The organism is Paracoccus aerodenitrificans (genome assembly GCF_027913215.1).
GTDB lineage: Bacteria > Pseudomonadota > Alphaproteobacteria > Rhodobacterales > Rhodobacteraceae > Paracoccus > Paracoccus aerodenitrificans.
Map to the genome: position 1 here is coordinate 1,294,388 of NZ_CP115784.1, position 18,161 is coordinate 1,312,548.

Here is an 18,161-nt window from a genome sequence, read left to right on the forward strand (position 1 = left end):
GGGTGCAGATGCCGGGATGGCCCGCAAAAGCGATCCGACCGGGATGAACGGGCCGGATCGCATCCCGCTTAAAGCTTCGACATGTGGTCCTGAAGGCTCGCCTTGCGCTCGGAATAGCGGTCCACGAGATAGGGCGAGATATCGCGCGTCAGCAGGGTGAATTTGACAAGTTCCTCGACCACATCGACAACGCGGTCGTAATAGCTGGACGGTTTCATGCGTCCGGCTTCATCGAACTCGTCATATGCTTTCGCGACAGAGGATTGGTTCGGGATGGTCAGCATCCGCATCCATCGCCCCAGAACCCGCATCTGATTCAGCGCGTTGAAGCTTTGCGATCCGCCAGAGACCTGCATCAGCGCCAGCGTCCGCCCCTGAGTGGGCCGGATCGCGCCAAGCGACAGGGGGATCCAGTCGATCTGGCTTTTCATCACGCCGGTCATCGCCCCGTGGCGTTCGGGGCTGGTCCAGACCTGCCCCTCGGACCACTGGCAGGCCTCGCGCAGTTCGGCGACTTTGGGGTGATCGGCGGGGGCGTCATCCGGCAAAGGCAGGCCGCCGGGGTGAAAGATCCGGGTCTCGCAGCCGAAATGGATCAGCAGCCTCTCGGCCTCTTCGGTGAGAAAGCGCGAATAGCTGCGCTCGCGCAGAGAGCCGTAAAGCAGAAGAATGCGCGGTTTGTGACGCGCCGGCTTGTCCTGCGAAAGGCGCGCCGGGTCGATCATCTGAACCGCATTCGGATCGAGATTGGGCAGGTCAGTCAACGATCTCTCCGTTTTCGCTGATGATCATCTGCCCGTCTTCCTTGTAAAGCGGCCCCGGCGGCAGGCGGTCCAGCAGCGGTAGCACGGTTTCCGAGGGGCGGCACAGCCGCACCCCCTTCGGCGAGGCCACGATGGGCCGGTTGACCAGGACCGGATGTTCCAGCATCGCATTCAGGATCGTGTCGTCATCCACCCCGTCTTTCAGCAGCCCAAGTTCTTCAGCCGGGGATTTGGTCTCACGCAGGGCCTGCCTGGGTGTCAGCCCGGCAGCGGCGAACAGGGCCAGCAATTGCGGGCGCGTCCACCCTTCCGACAGATAGTCGATGACGACCGGCTCGGTGCCGGATTTGCGGATGATTTCCAGAACATTGCGCGATGTGCCGCAATCTGGGTTGTGGTGAATGACGATCATGCTGTCTCCGTCGGAAAGCGGTTGCGTGTGCGGTTGGCGAAGGCGACCAGTGACAGCATCACCGGCACTTCGACCAGCACCCCAACCACGGTTGCAAGCGCCGCGCCGGAATTCAGCCCGAACAGGCTGATCGCGACGGCCACGGCAAGCTCGAAGAAATTCGAGGTGCCGATCATGGCGCAGGGTGCCGCGATCTTGTGCGGAACCCGCATGACCCAGGCCGCGCCATAGGCGATGGCGAAGATGCCATAGCTCTGGATCAGGATCGGCACGGCGATCATCAGGATGATAACTGGCCGGTTCAGGATCACCTCGCCCTGAAGCCCGAACAGGATGGCCACCGTGGCGATCAGCCCGATCATCGACAGCGGCTTAATCCGGGCCGAGAAGGCCTCGATAGCCTGCTGCGATCCCAGCATCCGCCGCGTGATCAGCCCTGCCGCAAGCGGCAGCACCACATAAAGCACCGTCGCCAGAACCAGAGTCTGCCACGGTACGGCGATTTCGGTCACGCCAAGCAGCAGCGCCACGATGGGTGCGAAAGCCACCACCATGATCAGATCGTTCACCGAGACCTGAACCAGCGTATAGGTCGCATCGCCCCGCGTCAGTTGCGACCAGACGAAAACCATCGCCGTGCAGGGCGCGGCCCCCAGCAGGATCAGTCCGGCGATATATTGCTGCGCATCTTCGGGCGCGATCCACGGCGCGAAGACGTAATCGAAGAACAGCACCGCCAGAAACGCCATCGTAAACGGCTTGATCAGCCAGTTCACCGCAAGGGTGATCAGCAATCCGCGCGGCTGGCGGGCGACTCCGGCGACCGCGCCGAAATCGACATTGACCATCATCGGAAAGACCATCGCCCAGATCAGCACCGCCACGACCAGATTGATCGAGGCGATTTCCGCACCGGCGATGCTCTCGACCAGACCGGGAGACATGCTGCCGATGATCAGACCGGCGGCCATCGCAAGCGCGACCCAGAGGCTGAGCCAACGCTCGAAGATACCGAGGGCGCTGCCCCCGGTCATATCTGTGTCTGTCATGGGATCAGTTCTCTGTCTCGGAATGTGTGGTCTTGCCGATCTCATCCAGCTTGTGCTGCAACGACATGCGGTCAAGCGAGGCAATCGGCAGATTGGCGAAGATCGAGATGCGGTTCAGCAGCATCTTGTAAGCCTCTGAAAAGGCCAGATGCCGTTCCGTGTCATTGCCCTCTGCCGCCGCGGGATCGGGGATGCCCCAATGTGCGCTCATCGGCTGACCGGGCCAGTACGGGCAGGTTTCTCCGGCAGCGTTGTCGCAGACGGTAAAGACGAAATCCAGCTCGGGCGCGCCTTCGGTCGCGAACTCGTCCCAGCTTTTCGAGCGCAGCCCCTCCGTGTCATAGCCAAGCCGTTGCAGAAGCTGCACGGTGAAGGGATGCAGCTCTCCTTTTGGAGAAGACCCGGCAGAGTAGGCTTTGAACCGGCCCTTGCCCTCTTTGTTCAGAATGGATTCGGCGAAGATGGACCGGGCGGAATTGCCGGTGCAGAGAAACAGGACGTTATAGGGTCTATCTGACATTTTGTTGCCTCAGCAGTCGCATATGATCTTGTCCAGAACGGGTTGGCACAGTTCCGGCGCACCCCGGCAGCAATCCTCCATCAGGAAGGCAAGCAGGCCGCGCATGGTTTCCATCTCGGCGAAATAGCGGATCGAACGGCCCTCGCGTGCCGATCTGACCAGCTTCGCCGTCGAGAGGATATTGAGATTATTCGACAGCGTATTCGCCCGCACCTCCAGCGCGGCGGCGATATCGCCCGCCGTCATCCCGGCAGGCCCGGCCTTGATCAGCAGGCGGAACACATCCAGCCTTGTGTCATGTGCCAGAGCGGAGAGTGATTCGAGTGCCATAAACTGTTCCATATTTCATGTAATATCGAATCATTAAGAATAACGCAATCTTCTCATCGCGATTGACGCAAAAAAACCTCCGGCGCAGTCTGGGATTGACGCAGGGGGGCTGTCTGACGCATATTTCAGTTTAAATGAACGTATGTTCAAATAACGGGAGGGGAAGCTGGCGATGTTTACGCATGGCATGGAATTCGATCTGGGCGAGGATATCGGTGCGTTGCGCGATATGGTGCATCGCTTCGCGCAGGAACGCATCAAGCCCATCGCGGCGGAAACCGACAGCAAGAACGCTTTTCCGAATGAGCTTTGGCAGGAGTTCGGTGAACTCGGCCTGTTGGGGATCACAGTGGCCGAGGAATATGGCGGCTCGGGCATGGGCTATCTGGCCCACACCATCGCGACCGAGGAAATCGCGCGGGCCTCGGCCTCGATCAGTCTGTCCTATGGGGCGCATTCCAATCTGTGTGTGAACCAGCTCAAACTGAACGCTTCCGAGGAGCAGAAGAAGAAATACCTGCCGAAGCTGTGCTCCGGCGAGCATATCGGGGCGCTCGCCATGTCCGAAGAGGGCGCGGGTTCCGATGTGGTCGGCATGAAGCTGAAGGCGGAAAAGCGCAATGGATATTACGTGCTGAATGGCGCGAAATACTGGATCACCAACGGGCCGGATGCCGACACGCTGGTGGTCTATGCCAAGACCGATCCCGAGGCCGGATCGAAAGGCATCACCGCCTTCATCATCGAAAAGGGCATGACCGGCTTCACGCAGGGTCCGCATTTCGACAAGGTCGGGATGCGCGGATCGAACACCGGAGAACTGATCTTCGAGAATTGCGAAGTCCCCTTCGAGAATGTTCTGGGCGAGGAAGGCAAGGGCGTCCGTGTGCTGATGTCGGGCCTCGATTACGAACGGCTGGTTCTGTCGGGGATCGGGACGGGCATCATGGCCGCCTGTCTGGATGAGGTTGTCCCCTACAGCAAGGAACGCAAGCAATTCGGCAAACCCATCGGGGATTTCCAGCTTATGCAGGCCAAGATCGCCGATATGTATGTGGCGATGAACACCGCAAAGGCCTATGTCTATGAGGTCGCGAAGGCCTGCGACGCGGGCAAGGTCACCCGGCAGGACGCGGCGGGAGCGGTGCTCTATGCCTCGGAACAGGCAATGGTGCAGGCCCATCAGGCGGTGCAGGCGCTCGGCGGGGCGGGTTTCCTGAATGACAGCGTGGTCAGCCGCCTGTTCCGCGACGCCAAGCTGATGGAAATCGGGGCGGGCACATCCGAAATCCGGCGCATGCTGATCGGCCGGGAATTGATGGCCGGGGCATGAGATAGGTAAAGACTAAATGGCCCAAAGCTTCCTATATGAGAATTGGCCTGACGATCTGCGGAAAGCCGAACTGGCTTCTTTAGCGGGATTGTTGCCAAATGCTTGGCTGGCTGTTGTCACACGCCTTACCCGAACCGATCAGGTCACTAATGTAAAAGTGCACGACCCAAACAATGATGGCGAATTCTGCCACCTTGGGGATCTCTCGCAGCAAGATAAGCTTGCTGTCCGATTATTTAGATATCTGTCGTCCGAGCAACTTTTTGCGCTGCTTCTTTCGGGACAAGGAGATATGCCGCTGGCAAGGTTCAATAGCGTTGTCCGTGCAGATCACCTGAACTCCGCATATACTTCCATTGCAGCGCAAAAAGTTCCTGAAGGTTACGCCAGCGTTTGTGGGCGTAGCTATGCCTTTTCGGAGTGGCTCGGTTTCAAGGCGACCGGGAACTCGGAGCCTGCATTATGTCCTACGCTTGAGCGCTTCATCATTAATGAAGCGGCCTTCGTTGCCGAGCGTGATTTTGTAAATGGCATTAAACACGGTAGAGCGCGTGCTGCGAGTAATACAAGTGCGCTTGGTATCAATGTTGAACATGATGGTGCGTGGCACGAACTCTTACCCGCTACCGAAGTAATATGTGTAGAGACTTGGCGGGAAAAAAAGACGACCAAGGGAAGCGAATTTTTGCATTCTCTTTCTTTTGAAACATTTGATTTTCGTGAAGATATCGGGGTTCTGTACGTTAATTCGCTTATCGTGTCAGCTATCCTCGCTTGGCGTATTGCCACGCTTGAAATGCTTATCGAGAAGGCTTCAAAAGTGAATGTTAGCTTTCCGTTTCCTAATAAAATTGAGGGTTCGAACTCTATTATGAGATTCAAAGGCTTGCCTGCCGAGGACTTCGAGCGCCGTTCCAATATTGGGGACGATTATGGGACAAGCTGAGCACTTGAGCACATACATCAGCTATCCGCTCCAAGAGCGCAGCAGGAAGTGCTGTAAGATGGAGTTGCTAATAGGCTGCGGTAAGCTGATTTCCGGGCAGGCGATAACGGAAATAACATGCCGTAGCAGTACGCATAACAGTCCGGGCATCGGCATCGCCGACGCCCGGAATTTTCGGAATGGCGGGAAAACCCGCTCAGAATTTCCTGATATAGCTGATGCCGAACACGGTCGGATTGACATCGACATCGCCGATATCGTCCCCGTTCAGCTCAACATCCGAGTTGATGTCGATATAGCGCAGATCGGCCCGGAATGCGCTTTGGTCGCTGAACCAGTAATCCGCGCCCAGATGGGCCGCCAGACCCCAGCTATTCTTGACCTGAAGATCGGCACCCGCCAGCGGTCCCCGCGCATCGGCGTCGTAAAACCCGGTGAAGTTCACGCCAAGGCCGATAAAGGGCTTGAATTGCGGCGTAGCGTCGAAGTGATATTGCAGCGAGACGACCGGCGGCAATTGCTTGACCTTGCCGATCTCGGTCCCGTTGGATTCGATGCTGTGGCTGAAGGGCAGCGCACCCAGAACCTCGATTCCCAGATTGTCGCGGATGAAATACTCGAAGGTGATGCTGGGTCGCGTGCTGTCGTCGATATCGGTCGGCACCGCGCCGCCCGCCAGATCGCCATTATCGGATTTCGGATTCACATTCGCGATCCCCAGACCGATGGTCCAGTCTCCCTGCGACTGGGCGAAGGCGGGGCTGGCCGCTGCCAGGGCAGTGGCCGCGATTGCTGCGGTGGTCAGGATCTGACGTCTCATGGCAAACCTCTTGCTTATACGTACCGCTGCACCCAAGGCCCGCGCGGTCCCCGCAACCATGATCTGAATCAACTCACCGCCAGAGAGCGGTGCATTGCGACAATCCGACGCGGCAGAACCGCCGGATATCCTTGGAGGCATGCTGCATGATCCCTCGTATCGCCATAACCGGCTTCGCTTTGGCAGCCGCGCTTTCGGCATGGTCCCTTGCCGCCGCGCAGGATTTTGCCACGGAAGATGTCGCCGCCGTACCTCCCGATGAACCGGCGGAAGAACTGGCCCTTGTCGCGCTCTGTCTGGAGCAGGCGGATGCGGCCCCGGACAGCCGTGCGGGACGAAGCGGGACGGGCTGTATCGGTCTTGCCGCGCAGGCCTGCATGGCGCAGCCCGGCGGCGATTCCACCGCTTCGATGATCGGCTGCACGGCACAGGAAACCGCGTTCTGGGACGGGATCCTGAACGAGTCCTATCAGGAGCTCATCGCAGAGGCGAAGGGCTGGACCCATCCCGGCGATCCGCGCGTGACCACCGAAATGGCACCTGAGATCCTGCTGCGCCAGATGCAGCGCGACTGGATCGCCTATCGGGATTCGACCTGCGACTGGAATGCCCGGCCGTGGCAAGGTGGCAGCATTGTCGGCGTCATCCGCGCCGGCTGCCTGCTGGATGAGACCGCCCTGCAGGCGCTTCGCCTGCGCCGGGCGCTGCACGATGAACAGGGGATGCGGTGAGGCCGTTGGGCAGAACCGCATCAGCCGCCCGTGGGAAGGAAGACATATGAAACTGAAATCGACAGCCATCCCTTCATCCGACGCGTTCCGCGCCAATCGCGAGGCGCATCTGGCCCTTCTGGACGCCGCGCGTGAGGCAGCGGAACTGGCCGCTGCGGGCGGTGGCGAGGCCTCGATGCAGCGCCATATCGACCGTGGCAAGATGCCGCCGCGGGAACGGGTGGCCAATCTTCTGGACCCCGGCTCTGCCTTTCTGGAGATCGGGGCGACGGCGGCGCATGAGATGTATGACGGCGCGGCACCCGGCGCGGGCGTGATCGCCGGTGTGGGGCGCGTGCACGGTCAGGATGTGATGGTCGTGGCCAATGACGCGACGGTCAAGGGCGGCACTTATTACCCGATGACGGTGAAAAAACATCTCCGCGCACAGGAAATCGCCGAAGAATGCCATCTTCCCTGCGTCTATCTGGTCGATAGCGGCGGCGCGAACCTGCCCAATCAGGATGAGGTCTTCCCGGATCGCGACCATTTCGGGCGCATCTTCTATAATCAGGCCCGGATGAGCGCGAAGGGCATTCCCCAGATCGCCGTGGTGATGGGCTCCTGCACGGCGGGCGGGGCTTACGTTCCCGCCATGTCCGATGTGACGATCATCGTCCGCGATCAGGGCACGATCTTCCTTGCGGGGCCGCCTCTGGTGAAGGCCGCCACCGGAGAGGTGGTCAGCGCCGAGGATCTGGGCGGCGGCGATGTCCATACCCGCCTGTCGGGCGTGGCCGATTATCTGGCCGAGGATGACGCCCATGCGCTTGCCCAGGCCCGCCGCGCGATCAGCCATCTGAACCGGCGCATGCCCGAAACCGTGGTCTGGGACAGCCCCGAGGCGCCTGCCTATGACCCCGAGGAGATCCTCGGCGTGGTGCCGGGCGATCTGCGCACCCCTTACGATATCCGCGAGGTGATTGCGCGGGTCGTGGACGGCTCGCGTTTCGATGAGTTCAAGGTAAGGTTCGGCGAAACCCTTGTCACTGGATTCGCCCATATCGAGGGCTGCCCGGTCGGGATCATCGCCAATAACGGCGTGCTGTTTTCCGAAGCCGCCCAGAAAGGGACGCATTTCGTCGAACTCTGTTCGCAGCGCGGCACGCCTCTGATTTTCCTGCAGAACATCACCGGCTTCATGGTCGGTCGGAAATACGAAAACGAAGGCATCGCCCGGCATGGGGCCAAGATGGTGACGGCGGTGGCGACGACCAATGTGCCGAAAATCACCATGCTGGTGGGCGGCAGTTTCGGGGCGGGCAATTACGGCATGTCGGGCCGCGCCTATTCGCCGCGCTTTCTGTGGACATGGCCGAACAGCCGGATCAGCGTCATGGGCGGCGAGCAGGCGGCAGGTGTGCTGGCCACCGTCCGCCGCGACGGGATTGAGCGCAAGGGCGGCACATGGTCCGCCGAGGAAGAGGCCGAATTCAAGCGCCCCACGATTGAGATGTTCGAACGGCAGAGCCACCCGCTTTATGCCTCGGCACGGCTCTGGGATGACGGGATCATCGACCCGCGCAAGACCCGCGACGTGCTGTCCCTGTCGCTGCGCGCCAGCCTGAACGCGCCGATTGCGCCGACGCGCTTCGGCGTCTTCCGGATGTGAGTGTGGCGATGGTGGATGCCTCCGGCGGGGATATTTCAACCAGGATGAACGGGCGATGACGGTCAGTTTCAAATTCGGAGATTCGCGCGAATTGAACAGCGCCCTGCTGGAACTGGTGCGCACTGGCGCGAAAACCGCGACCTGCGGAGCGTTGCGCGATTTCCAGAACAAGGGCGAGGCACTGCCCCGGGTGGGCCGCCGCGATGTCGCGCTTGACTGGGACGGCAATCCGGCCCTGCTGATCGAGACGGTCGAGGTGACGATACGCCGCTTCTGTGACATTCCCGAAGAATTCGCCCTTGCCGAGGGAGAGGGCGATTACGATGCATGGCGTCAGGCCCATATTGATTTCTTCACCCGCAATGGCGGTTTCCATCCAGAGATGGATCTGGTCTGCGAACGTTTCCGGCTGGTGGAGACCTATTGATGATCAGGATTTGGCAAGGCGATATCACCACGCTGGATATGGACGCCATCGTCGATGCGGCGAATGAAACCCTGCTTGGCGGCGGCGGTGTCGATGGCGCGATCCACTGTGCTGCCGGGCCGGGATTGCTGGAAGAATGCAGGAAACTCGGGTCCTGCCCGACAGGCGAGGCGCGGATCACCCGGGGCTACGACCTGCCCGCCCGCCATGTCATCCATACGGTCGGCCCGGTCTGGAAGGGCGGCGGCAGCGGCGAGGATGAATTGCTGGCCTCGGCCTATCACAGCAGCCTCGATCTGGCGCGTGAACATGGCCTGCGCAGCATCGCCTTCCCGGCCATCTCGACCGGCATTTACGGTTTCCCGGCAGATCGTGCCGCCCGCATCGCCATCCGGACGATCCGGGATCACGATGCCGGGCTTGATGTCACTCTGGTTGCCTTCGACGCGGCCAGTGCCGAAACTCTGCGCAAGGCTTTGGGATGAGGATTTCTTCTTCACCCAAATACCCTGCGGCAGTCGCCGCAAGCGCGGCCCATAGCGGAAAGGAGCCGTCATGTTCCAGAAGATCCTGATCGCCAATCGCGGCGAAATCGCCTGCCGAGTCATTGATACATGCCGCAGGCTGGGTGTGGCCACCGTTGCCGTTTACTCTGACGCGGACCGCGCCTCGCGGCATGTGGCGATGGCGGATGAGGCCGTTCATCTGGGCGGGCCTGCCCCTGCCGACAGCTATTTGCGGGGTGATGCGATTATCCGCGCCGCGCAGGAAACCGGGGCCGAGGCGATCCATCCGGGCTATGGGTTCCTGTCCGAGAACCCCGACTTCGTCGATGCGGTCGAGAAAGCCGGGCTGGTCTTTATCGGCCCCTCGGCGAAGGCGATCCGGGCGATGGGGCTGAAGGATGCGGCCAAGGCGCTGATGGAACAGGCCGGTGTGCCGGTCGTGCCGGGCTATCACGGCAAGGATCAGGACCCTGCTTTCCTTGCCGAGGAAGCCGGGCGGATCGGCTATCCGGTGCTGATCAAGGCCGTCGCGGGTGGCGGCGGCAAGGGCATGCGGCGGGTCGACGATCCGAAGGATTTCGCCGATGCGCTTGCCTCGGCGCAGGGCGAGGCCAGGACCGCCTTCGGCAATGCCGATGTGCTGATCGAGAAATATATCCTCCAGCCACGCCATATCGAGGTGCAGGTTTTCGGCGATGGTGTCCGTGCCGTCCATCTGTTCGAGCGGGACTGCTCGCTTCAGCGCCGCCATCAGAAGGTGATCGAAGAGGCTCCTGCGCCCGATATGCCCGCCCGGGTCCGAAAGGTCATGGGCGCGGCGGCGGTCCGCGCCGCCGAGGCCATCGGGTATAAAGGGGCGGGAACCATTGAATTCATCGTCGATGGCAGTGACGGGCTGCGCGAGGACGGGTTCTGGTTCATGGAGATGAATACCCGCCTTCAGGTCGAGCATCCCGTGACCGAGCTGATCACCGGGGTCGATCTGGTCGAATGGCAGTTGCGTGTCGCCTCGGGTGAGACCCTGCCTGCCAGACAGGAGGATCTGTCGATCACCGGCCATGCTTTCGAGGCGCGGCTTTATGCCGAAGACGTGCCCGCCGGGTTTCTGCCCGCGACCGGCAGGCTTGCCCATCTGCAATTTCCCGAACATGCGCGGATCGAAACCGGCGTGCGTCCCGGCGATGAGATCAGCCCGTGGTATGACCCGATGATCGCCAAGATCGTCACCTATGGGCCGACACGGGCAATTGCGCTCAGGGCGCTTGAGACCGCGCTGATCGACACAGAGGTTGCGGGCAGTGTCACAAATCTGGAATTCCTGATCGCCCTGACCCGGCATGGCGGGTTTCGCAAGGGAGAGGTCGATACCGGGCTGATCGCCCGCGATCTCGACGATCTGATCGCCGGGTCGGAGCCCGATCCGCGCAGTGTGGCGCTTGCGGCGCTTGGCGTGGCCGGGCTGGACGATCCCGAAACCCGCGCCGGTGTCACCTTGTGGCAGCCCATGCGGCGCACCGTCACATGGGAGGGCGGCGAGGCTGTGCTGGAGGCGCTGGGTCCCGGTCAGGCCCGTGTCACGCTGGACGGGGTGACGCATGAGATCCGCCAGCAGGGTGGCCGCTGGTGGGTGGATGGCAGCCCGCGGCGCTCAAGGGTTGTGCGGCATCCGGCGGGGGTCAGCGTGTTCGGGGGACGCTCGGTGACGCTGAAACCGCTGGACCCGCTGGACCGGGCCGGTGCCGAAGCGGGCAATGCGCTGACGCTGTCGCCCATGCCGGGGCTGGTCAAGGCGGTATTCGTCGAGGCCGGGCAGGCGGTTCAGGAAGGCGACCGACTGGCCGTGCTGGAGGCGATGAAGATGGAACATACGCTGACCGCCTCACGCGACGGGGTTGTCGCCGAGGTGCTGGCGGCGGCGGGCGATCAGGTCGAGGCGGGGGCCCCTCTGATCCGGCTTGAGGAACAGGAGGAGGCGGCATGATCCGTTTGCACCATATTCCGGGCTCACGATCCGACCGGATCCTGTGGCTGCTGGAAGAGCTTGGGCTGGAATACGAACTTCGCACATGGTCGCTGACGGATGGCTCGCTGCGGACCCCGGAATTTCGTGACCTATCCCCGGCGGGCCGTATCCCGGCGCTGGAAATCGACGGGCGGGCGATCTTCGAATCCGGCGCGATTGTGCAATATCTGACCGAGCGCGAGGGCAGGCTGGCACCGAAATCCGGCGAAACCGAACGCGCGGATTTTCTGGAATGGGTCAGCTTTGCCGAGACCCAAGCCTATCAGCTTCAGGCGCTCAATATCCATCATGTGTTTTTGCGGCCCGAAGCGGCACGTTCTGTCCCGCATATGAAGCTGGATACGATGCGGCTTGCGGTGACTGCGAAGGCGCTTGAGCGGCATTTGCAGGATCGGGAATATATCCTGAAATCAGGGTTCTCTGCCGCAGATTGCATGTTCGGGTTTAATCTTTATGCCACGTTCCGCTTTCTGCATGAGACCGATTTCCCGAATTTCGCCGCGTATCGCGACCGGATGATGGCGCGGCCCGGCTATGCGGCGGTGAAAGCTTCGGGCGAAAACCCGCTTTACACCCGCGATTTCTATGAGCTGCCCGATGGCTGAGCGGGTCGAGATCTTTGAAATGGGCCCGCGGGACGGGCTGCAGAATGAAAAGCGGCTGATCCCGGCTGCCGAAAAGATCGCGCTTATCGATCTGCTGTCGGGCGCGGGGTTCCGGCGGATCGAGGTGACCAGCTTCGTCAGCCCGAAATGGGTGCCGCAAATGGCCGATGCGGCGCAGGTCATGGCGGGGATCGGGCGCGTTGCCGGGGTCAGCTATGCGGTGCTGACGCCGAATATGAAGGGATATGAAGGCGCGAAGGCGGCCTACTCCGATGAGGTGGCGGTGTTCGCCTCGGCCTCGGAAGGGTTCAGCAAGGCCAATCTCAACGCGACGATTGATGAAAGCCTGGAGCGTTTCGCCCCGGTCATGGAGGCTGCGAAGGCGGATGGCATCAAGGTGCGCGGCTATGTCAGCGTGGTGACGGATTGTCCTTTTGACGGGCCGACTCCGCCCGGCAATGTTGCCCGCGTGGCGGCGGCGCTGTCGGCGATGGGATGCTATGAAATCAGCCTTGGCGATACGATCGGGCAGGGGCGTCCCGAAACCATCGACGCGATGCTGACGGCGGTGCTGGACCATGTGCCCGCCGAGCGGCTGGCGGGGCATTATCACGACACTGCAGGGCGCGCGCTGGCCAATATCGATGCGAGCCTTACGCGCGGTGTCAGGGTGTTCGACGCCGCTGTCGGCGGGCTTGGCGGTTGCCCCTATGCGCCGGGCGCCAAGGGCAATGTCGCGACCGAGAAGGTGGCCGCGCATCTGGCCGCTGCGGGATATGAGACCGGGCTGGACATGGAACAGATTGCCCGCGCCGCCGATTTCGCGCGGGGATTGCGGCAGGGAGAAAGCGCATGAGCTATGACACGATCCGGATCGAGACCGACACGCGTGGAGTCTCTGCGCTGACGCTGGCGCTGCCGGAAAAGCGCAACGCCCTGTCCGAGCGGATGCTGGAAGAACTGACCGATGCGGCGGGCGCACTGAGCGCCGATGATGAGGTGCGCGTCGTCATCCTTGCCGCCGAGGGTCCGGCCTTTTGCGCGGGCGGCGATCTGGGCTGGATGCGGCAGCAGATCGACGCCGATGCCGCGACACGGCGGGCCGGGGCGCGGAAGCTGGCGATGATGCTGCATGCGATGAACACCATGACGAAGCCTCTGATCGGGCGGGTGCACGGCAACGCATTCGGCGGCGGGGTCGGCATGATGTCGGTCTGCGATGTGGTCGTCGCGGTGCGCGAGGCGAAATTCGGCCTGACCGAGACAAAGCTGGGGCTGATCCCGGCCACCATCGGGCCGTATGTTCTGGCCCGGATGGGTGAGGACAAGGCGCGGCGCGTCTTCATGTCGGGCCGGATCTTCGGCGCGGAAGAGGCGGTGACGCTGAACCTTGTTGCCCGTCTGGCCGACCCCGGCGATCTGGACGCGCTGATCGCGGCAGAGGTCGCGCCGTATCTGGACTGCGCCCCCTCTGCCGTGGCCGAGGCGAAGCGGCTGACGAGGGCGCTTGGTCCCCGGATTGACGAGGCCGTGATCGACGACACGATTGACCGGCTGATCGCGGTCTGGGAGGGCGATGAGGCCCCCGAGGGCATTGCGGCGTTTTTCGACAAGCGCAAGCCTCGCTGGCAGCAAGGGTAATCCCTGCGTTTCGGTTATGTGAACCTGACGTAAAATCTGGTTTCCGCCTGCCGGTTTCGGGATGCGCCGGGGTTGAAGTTTTCTCTGCGCGGCTTTGATTGAGTGCCGAACCCCAAAGACTGGCGCGAGAGGTCGACGATGAAAGCCTTCCAGATGACCCGCTATGGCGGGCCGCACGTGGCGGAACTGCGTGAGATCGACAAGCCCCGGCCCGGACCCGGCGAGGTCCTGCTGAGGGTTCATGCGGCGGGGCTGAACCCGGTGGATTTCAAGATCCGGCAAGGCGATCTGAAAGCGGTTCAGCGTTTTCCTTTGCCCGTGACGATGGGCAATGAACTCTCGGGCATCGTCGAATCTGTCGGCGAGGGCATACAGGGATTTGCGCCGGGTGACCGGGTTTTCGCGCGGATGCGGAAGGACCGGATGTCGGCTTTCGCGGAATATGCGGTGGTGCCCGGCGATCTTCTGGCGCGGGTGCCGGAAGGGCTTGATCTGGTCACGGCGGCGGGCGTGCCTCTGGCCGGGCTGACGGCATTGCAGGCTCTGCGCGATGAGATGGGGCTGGGGCCCGGAAGCCGTGTCCTGATCACCGGCGGTGCGGGCGGTGTCGGGAGTTTTGCCATCCAGATCGCAAAATGGCTGGGGGCCGAGGTCACGACGACCGCATCCGAGCGCGGACGCGAGCTGGTCACGCGGCTTGGGGCGGATCACGTGATTGATTACACGAAAGAGCGATTTCAGGACCGGCTCAGCGATATGGACGGCGTTTTCGATCTGCTTGGCGGGGACTCTCTGGAAGCCTCGTTCAAGGTGGTCAGGCCGGGCGGTCTGGTGATCTCGGTTGCCGGTGTTCCAGAGCCGGTGACGGCCCGCAAGGATCTTGCAGCCGGTCCGCTGCTGACGGGAATTTTCTGGCTGATTTCAAGGAAACTGCGCAAGATAGCGCGGGAACATGATGTGCGCTATCGCTTTCTGTTCATGCATCCGAGCGGATCGGAACTGGCCGAGTTGGCCGGGCTTGTCGAAACCGGCAGGCTGATCCCGGTGATCGACCGCGTCTTTCCCTTCGCAGAGATCGGCGAGGCGATGGCCTATCTTGAAGCGGGCCGTGCGAAAGGCAAGGTCGTGGTCAGGATGGCGGAGGCCTAGGGCCGGACGATACGGGGAATTCCGCCATTTGCGACGGGCGGTCCCGGTCGGTCCATCGCGACATTGCGCGTGGCGCACCTCGCGTGTATCACGGCGGAAATCGCGAGCAAATAAAGGAAAACGCAGAATGCGCAGGGTTGTCATCACCGGGCTGGGAATGGTCACGCCGCTGGCCTCGGGCGTCGAAGCCACATGGGAGCGCCTGCTGGACGGGCAGTCCGGGGCCGGACCGATTACCCGGTTCGATGCCGGGAATGTGACGACGAAATATGCCTGCGAAATCCCGGTCGGCGATGGCAGCGATGGCACCTTCAACCCCGATGACTGGATGGAGCCCAAGGACCGCCGCAAGGTCGATGATTTCATCCTGTATGGCATGGCTGCCGCGACGCAGGCGGTCAGGGATGCGGGCTGGGAAGATATTTCGGATGAAGAAAAGCTGCGCACCGGGGTCATGATCGGCTCGGGGATCGGGGGGCTGACCTCGATTGCCGAAACGGCGGTTCTGATCAAGGAGCGCGGGCCGAAGCGGGTTTCTCCGTTCTTTATTCCCGGGGCGCTGATCAATCTGGTTTCCGGGCAGGTCTCGATCCGGTTCGGGTTCAAGGGGCCGAACCATTCGGTTGTGACGGCTTGTTCGACGGGCGCTCATGCCATCGGCGACGCGGCGCGGCTGATCATGCTGGGCGATGCGGATGTGATGGTCGCGGGCGGGGCGGAATCCCCGATCAGCGAGATCGGCATTGCCGGGTTCAATGCCTGCAAGGCTCTGTCCACCAAACGTGCCGATGATCCGCAGGCCGCAAGCCGTCCCTATGATGCTGAACGCGACGGGTTCGTCATGGGTGAGGGCGCGGGCTGTGTCGTGCTGGAGGAATATGAGCACGCGAAGGCACGCGGCGCGAAGATCTATGCCGAGGTGCTGGGTTACGGGTTGTCGGGAGATGCGTATCACATCACCGCGCCCTCGGAGGATGGCGACGGGGGTTTCCGCGCCATGCAGGCGGCGCTGAAAAATGGCGGGCTGGAACCGGCCGATATCGATTATGTGAACGCACATGGCACCTCGACTATGGCAGATACAATTGAGCTGCGTGCCGTAGAGCGCCTGCTTGGGGATCATGCCGGGAAGGTCACGATGTCGTCCACGAAATCCAGCATCGGTCATTTGCTGGGCGCTGCCGGTGCGGTCGAGGCGATTTTCAGCGTGCTTGCCGTGCGCGACCAGATCGCTCCGCCGACGATCAATCTGGATAATCCCGCGGTCGAGCCGGTGCTTGACCTTGCCGCCAATGCCGCCGTGCGCCGCAAGATCGACGTGGCGCTGTCCAACAGCTTCGGATTTGGCGGGACGAATGCCTGCCTGATCGTGGGGAAGGTCCGCGACTGATGTGGAAGAACATCGTATCGAATTTCCTGACGCTTGCGATTGTGATCCTGATCGCGGTGGCGGGAGCGATTGCCTGGGGCCGGGCGCAATATTCCGGCGCCGGTCCCAGCCAGATCGCGCAATGTGTGCAGATTGCGCGGGGCGCCAGCCTTGCCGCCGTCAGCAAGCAGCTTGAGGGGCAGGGCGCGATCTCGAATGCCTATATTTTCCGTGCCGGGGCCGATGCGGCTGGCAAGTCACGGGAATTGAAATTCGGCTCTTATCTGGTTCAGCCCGAGGCCAGCATGGAGGATATCGTCGGTGTCATCACCGAGGGCGGTCCTTCGACCTGCGGCACCGAGGTGATCTATCGCATCGGGGTCCGGGCGGATTCGGTCGTACTGCGGGATATCAACCCGCAGACGGGCCAGTATGAAGAGCGGGTGAAATACGATCCCGCCGTCGAAACTAAGCCGCAGCCCATCGCCGATGCCGAGGATCAGCCCGATGCGCGTCTGCGCGTTGCCATCGCCGAAGGGGTGACAAGCTGGCAGATCGTCGAGGGGCTGAAGCGGGCCGATTTCATGTCGGGTGAGATCTCAGAGGTGCCCGATGAGGGATCGCTTGCCCCTGACAGCTATGAGGTCGCGCGTGGCGAGGATCGTGGCGAGTTGCTGGATCTTATGGAGGAACGTCAGGCGGCGATCCTTCAGGCAGCGTGGGATGCGCGGCTTTTCGGTCTGCCCTATGACAGCCCGGAAGAGGCTTTGATTATGGCCTCTATCGTCGAGAAGGAAACCGGCATCGCCGAGGAACGCGAGGTTGTTGCCAGCGTCTTCGTGAACCGGCTTGAGCAGGGAATGCGGCTGGAAACCGACCCGACCGTGATCTATGGCGTGACCGAGGGGCGCGGCGTTCTGGATCGCGGCCTGCGCCGGTCCGAGCTGGACACCCGCACCGACTGGAACACCTATCAGATCGACGGTCTGCCGCCGACTCCGATCGCCAATCCGGGACGTGCGGCGATTCAGGCGGCGCTGAACCCTGCGCAGACGGATTATATCTTCTTCGTTGCGGATGGCTCGGGCGGTCATGCCTTTGCGCGGACGCTGGAAGAACATAACGCCAATGTCGCCCGCTGGCGTGAAATCGAGGCAGAGCGTGCGGCGGGGCAGCCGACAACGGGCGGCTAGTTTCGCGTTGCCATGCTGTTTCAGGAACCCCCGCCCGGAACCCGGCGCGGGGGTTTTTTGTTGTCCTGCAACGTCTTTGTCTGAACTTCCCATCATGGAGACATGCTATGAAACTGTCGGATATGTTTTCGTCCCTTGCCCGCAGCGCCGAGGATTTCGAGAAGCGCATCGCCAAATGGCAGGAAGATATGCGCGAGAAGAATAACGATCTGGAAGAAAGTGCCCGGAAATGGCGCGAATCCGCCGAGCAGCGTCAGGCAGAGCTGAACAAGCAGATTCAGGGCTATTTCGACGAAGCCAGCACCGAGGTCAAAGCCCAGTGGCAGCAGGCCAAGACAGACTGGGATAAGGCCGTTGCCGATACCCGCGCCAAGGGCGAGGAGATGCGGCAGAAGGCGCAGGCCATGCAGGCCGAGGAAACTGCCGATTGGTACGAGGCCTATGCCGCCAATATGGTCGCCTATGCGCAGCAGGTGCAGGATGAGGCCAGCAACGCCGTGGCCGCCGCGACCGAGGCGCGTGCCAAGGCGGATGGAAAAGGCGCGTTGGATAAGGCCTGAAGCGCATAGGGTCCGAATTCTGGGGGGCGGTGGCTTTGGCTGCCGCCTTTTTTCGTGCCGCATGGCGGTTTGATTCTGTCGTTTTCAGGGAGCTTCGCCGGGGTGTTGCGCGGCTGCGCCCGGATGGTGTTG

General features: G+C 61.9%; 20 protein-coding genes. 14 read left to right on the forward strand and 6 right to left on the reverse strand.

The genetic code is table 11. The features are described 5' to 3' along the window. Positions 1–68: 68 nt before the first annotated feature. Genes arsH through PAE61_RS07850 form a run of 5 tightly spaced genes read right to left on the reverse strand, consistent with a single transcriptional unit; the run spans position 69 to position 3,087 of the window. Positions 69–764 (reverse strand): arsenical resistance protein ArsH, encoded by a 696-nt coding sequence (gene arsH, locus PAE61_RS07830; RefSeq protein ID WP_271114752.1) that lies wholly within the window; start codon positions 762–764, stop codon positions 69–71. Beyond that, positions 757–1,176 carry an arsenate reductase family protein gene (locus PAE61_RS07835; protein WP_271114753.1) on the reverse strand — a complete coding sequence of 140 codons (420 nt, stop codon included), beginning with the start codon at positions 1,174–1,176 and terminating at the stop codon, positions 757–759. Before PAE61_RS07835 ends, arsH begins: the two co-directional genes overlap by 8 nt. Beyond that, positions 1,173–2,225, reverse strand: a complete 1,053-nt coding sequence (gene arsB, locus PAE61_RS07840; RefSeq protein WP_271114754.1) for an ACR3 family arsenite efflux transporter — start codon at positions 2,223–2,225, stop codon at positions 1,173–1,175. Before arsB ends, PAE61_RS07835 begins: the two co-directional genes overlap by 4 nt. 4 nt (positions 2,226–2,229) lie before the next feature. Further along, complete coding sequence (locus tag PAE61_RS07845) at positions 2,230–2,745, reverse strand: arsenate reductase ArsC (protein ID WP_271114755.1); 516 nt, start codon at positions 2,743–2,745, stop codon at positions 2,230–2,232. 9 nt (positions 2,746–2,754) lie between these two features. Next, the gene (locus PAE61_RS07850; RefSeq protein WP_271114756.1) at positions 2,755–3,087 is read right to left on the reverse strand and encodes an ArsR/SmtB family transcription factor; all 333 of its coding nucleotides are present in this window, start codon (positions 3,085–3,087) and stop codon (positions 2,755–2,757) included. Between the two features lie 160 nt (positions 3,088–3,247). On the opposite strand from PAE61_RS07850, the gene PAE61_RS07855 reads away from it, so the two are divergent. Together PAE61_RS07855 and PAE61_RS07860 are read left to right on the forward strand one after the other, a co-directional pair. Beyond that, a complete protein-coding gene (locus PAE61_RS07855) occupies positions 3,248–4,408 on the forward strand; it encodes an isovaleryl-CoA dehydrogenase (RefSeq protein WP_271114757.1) in 1,161 nt (386 codons plus the stop codon). A 16-nt stretch (positions 4,409–4,424) separates the two neighbouring features. Beyond that, on the forward strand, positions 4,425–5,354 hold the full coding sequence (locus PAE61_RS07860) for a hypothetical protein (protein WP_271114758.1): 930 nt from the start codon (positions 4,425–4,427) through the stop codon (positions 5,352–5,354). A 196-nt stretch (positions 5,355–5,550) separates the two neighbouring features. Here PAE61_RS07860 and PAE61_RS07865 read toward each other — a convergent pair whose 3' ends face one another. Continuing rightward, positions 5,551–6,174, reverse strand: coding sequence for an OmpW/AlkL family protein (locus tag PAE61_RS07865; protein WP_271114759.1), 624 nt, complete (start codon positions 6,172–6,174; stop codon positions 5,551–5,553). Positions 6,175–6,320: 146 nt separating this feature from the next. Here PAE61_RS07865 and PAE61_RS07870 point away from each other — a divergent pair, with 146 nt between their 5' ends. The 12 genes from PAE61_RS07870 to PAE61_RS07925 all read left to right on the forward strand — a co-directional run bounded on the left by PAE61_RS07870 (position 6,321) and on the right by PAE61_RS07925 (position 18,029). Next, positions 6,321–6,905, forward strand: a complete 585-nt coding sequence (locus PAE61_RS07870) for a lysozyme inhibitor LprI family protein (RefSeq protein WP_271114760.1) — start codon at positions 6,321–6,323, stop codon at positions 6,903–6,905. Positions 6,906–6,951: 46 nt separating this feature from the next. Next, the gene (locus tag PAE61_RS07875) at positions 6,952–8,556 is read left to right on the forward strand and encodes a carboxyl transferase domain-containing protein (RefSeq protein ID WP_271114761.1); all 1,605 of its coding nucleotides are present in this window, start codon (positions 6,952–6,954) and stop codon (positions 8,554–8,556) included. A gap of 55 nt (positions 8,557–8,611) precedes the next feature. After that, positions 8,612–8,983 (forward strand): ASCH domain-containing protein, encoded by a 372-nt coding sequence (locus tag PAE61_RS07880; RefSeq protein WP_271114762.1) that lies wholly within the window; start codon positions 8,612–8,614, stop codon positions 8,981–8,983. Further along, positions 8,983–9,468, forward strand: a complete 486-nt coding sequence (locus PAE61_RS07885; protein WP_271114763.1) for an O-acetyl-ADP-ribose deacetylase — start codon at positions 8,983–8,985, stop codon at positions 9,466–9,468. Before PAE61_RS07880 ends, PAE61_RS07885 begins: the two co-directional genes overlap by 1 nt. A gap of 70 nt (positions 9,469–9,538) precedes the next feature. Further along, positions 9,539–11,470, forward strand: coding sequence for an acetyl-CoA carboxylase biotin carboxylase subunit (locus PAE61_RS07890; protein WP_271114764.1), 1,932 nt, complete (start codon positions 9,539–9,541; stop codon positions 11,468–11,470). After that, positions 11,467–12,117, forward strand: coding sequence for a glutathione S-transferase family protein (locus tag PAE61_RS07895; protein ID WP_271114765.1), 651 nt, complete (start codon positions 11,467–11,469; stop codon positions 12,115–12,117). The genes PAE61_RS07890 and PAE61_RS07895 overlap by 4 nt, the downstream gene beginning before the upstream one ends. Then, on the forward strand, positions 12,110–12,973 hold the full coding sequence (locus tag PAE61_RS07900; RefSeq protein WP_271114766.1) for a hydroxymethylglutaryl-CoA lyase: 864 nt from the start codon (positions 12,110–12,112) through the stop codon (positions 12,971–12,973). The genes PAE61_RS07895 and PAE61_RS07900 overlap by 8 nt, the downstream gene beginning before the upstream one ends. Beyond that, positions 12,970–13,758, forward strand: a complete 789-nt coding sequence (locus PAE61_RS07905) for a crotonase/enoyl-CoA hydratase family protein (protein WP_271114767.1) — start codon at positions 12,970–12,972, stop codon at positions 13,756–13,758. The genes PAE61_RS07900 and PAE61_RS07905 overlap by 4 nt, the downstream gene beginning before the upstream one ends. 138 nt (positions 13,759–13,896) lie before the next feature. Beyond that, positions 13,897–14,907, forward strand: a complete 1,011-nt coding sequence (locus PAE61_RS07910) for an NADP-dependent oxidoreductase (RefSeq protein WP_271114768.1) — start codon at positions 13,897–13,899, stop codon at positions 14,905–14,907. Between the two features lie 127 nt (positions 14,908–15,034). Further along, positions 15,035–16,297 carry a beta-ketoacyl-ACP synthase II gene (gene fabF, locus PAE61_RS07915; protein ID WP_271114769.1) on the forward strand — a complete coding sequence of 421 codons (1,263 nt, stop codon included), beginning with the start codon at positions 15,035–15,037 and terminating at the stop codon, positions 16,295–16,297. Further along, positions 16,297–17,469, forward strand: coding sequence for an endolytic transglycosylase MltG (gene mltG, locus PAE61_RS07920; RefSeq protein ID WP_271114770.1), 1,173 nt, complete (start codon positions 16,297–16,299; stop codon positions 17,467–17,469). The genes fabF and mltG overlap by 1 nt, the downstream gene beginning before the upstream one ends. A gap of 107 nt (positions 17,470–17,576) precedes the next feature. Next, positions 17,577–18,029, forward strand: coding sequence for a hypothetical protein (locus PAE61_RS07925; RefSeq protein ID WP_271114771.1), 453 nt, complete (start codon positions 17,577–17,579; stop codon positions 18,027–18,029). The last annotated feature ends 132 nt before the right edge of the window (positions 18,030–18,161 follow it).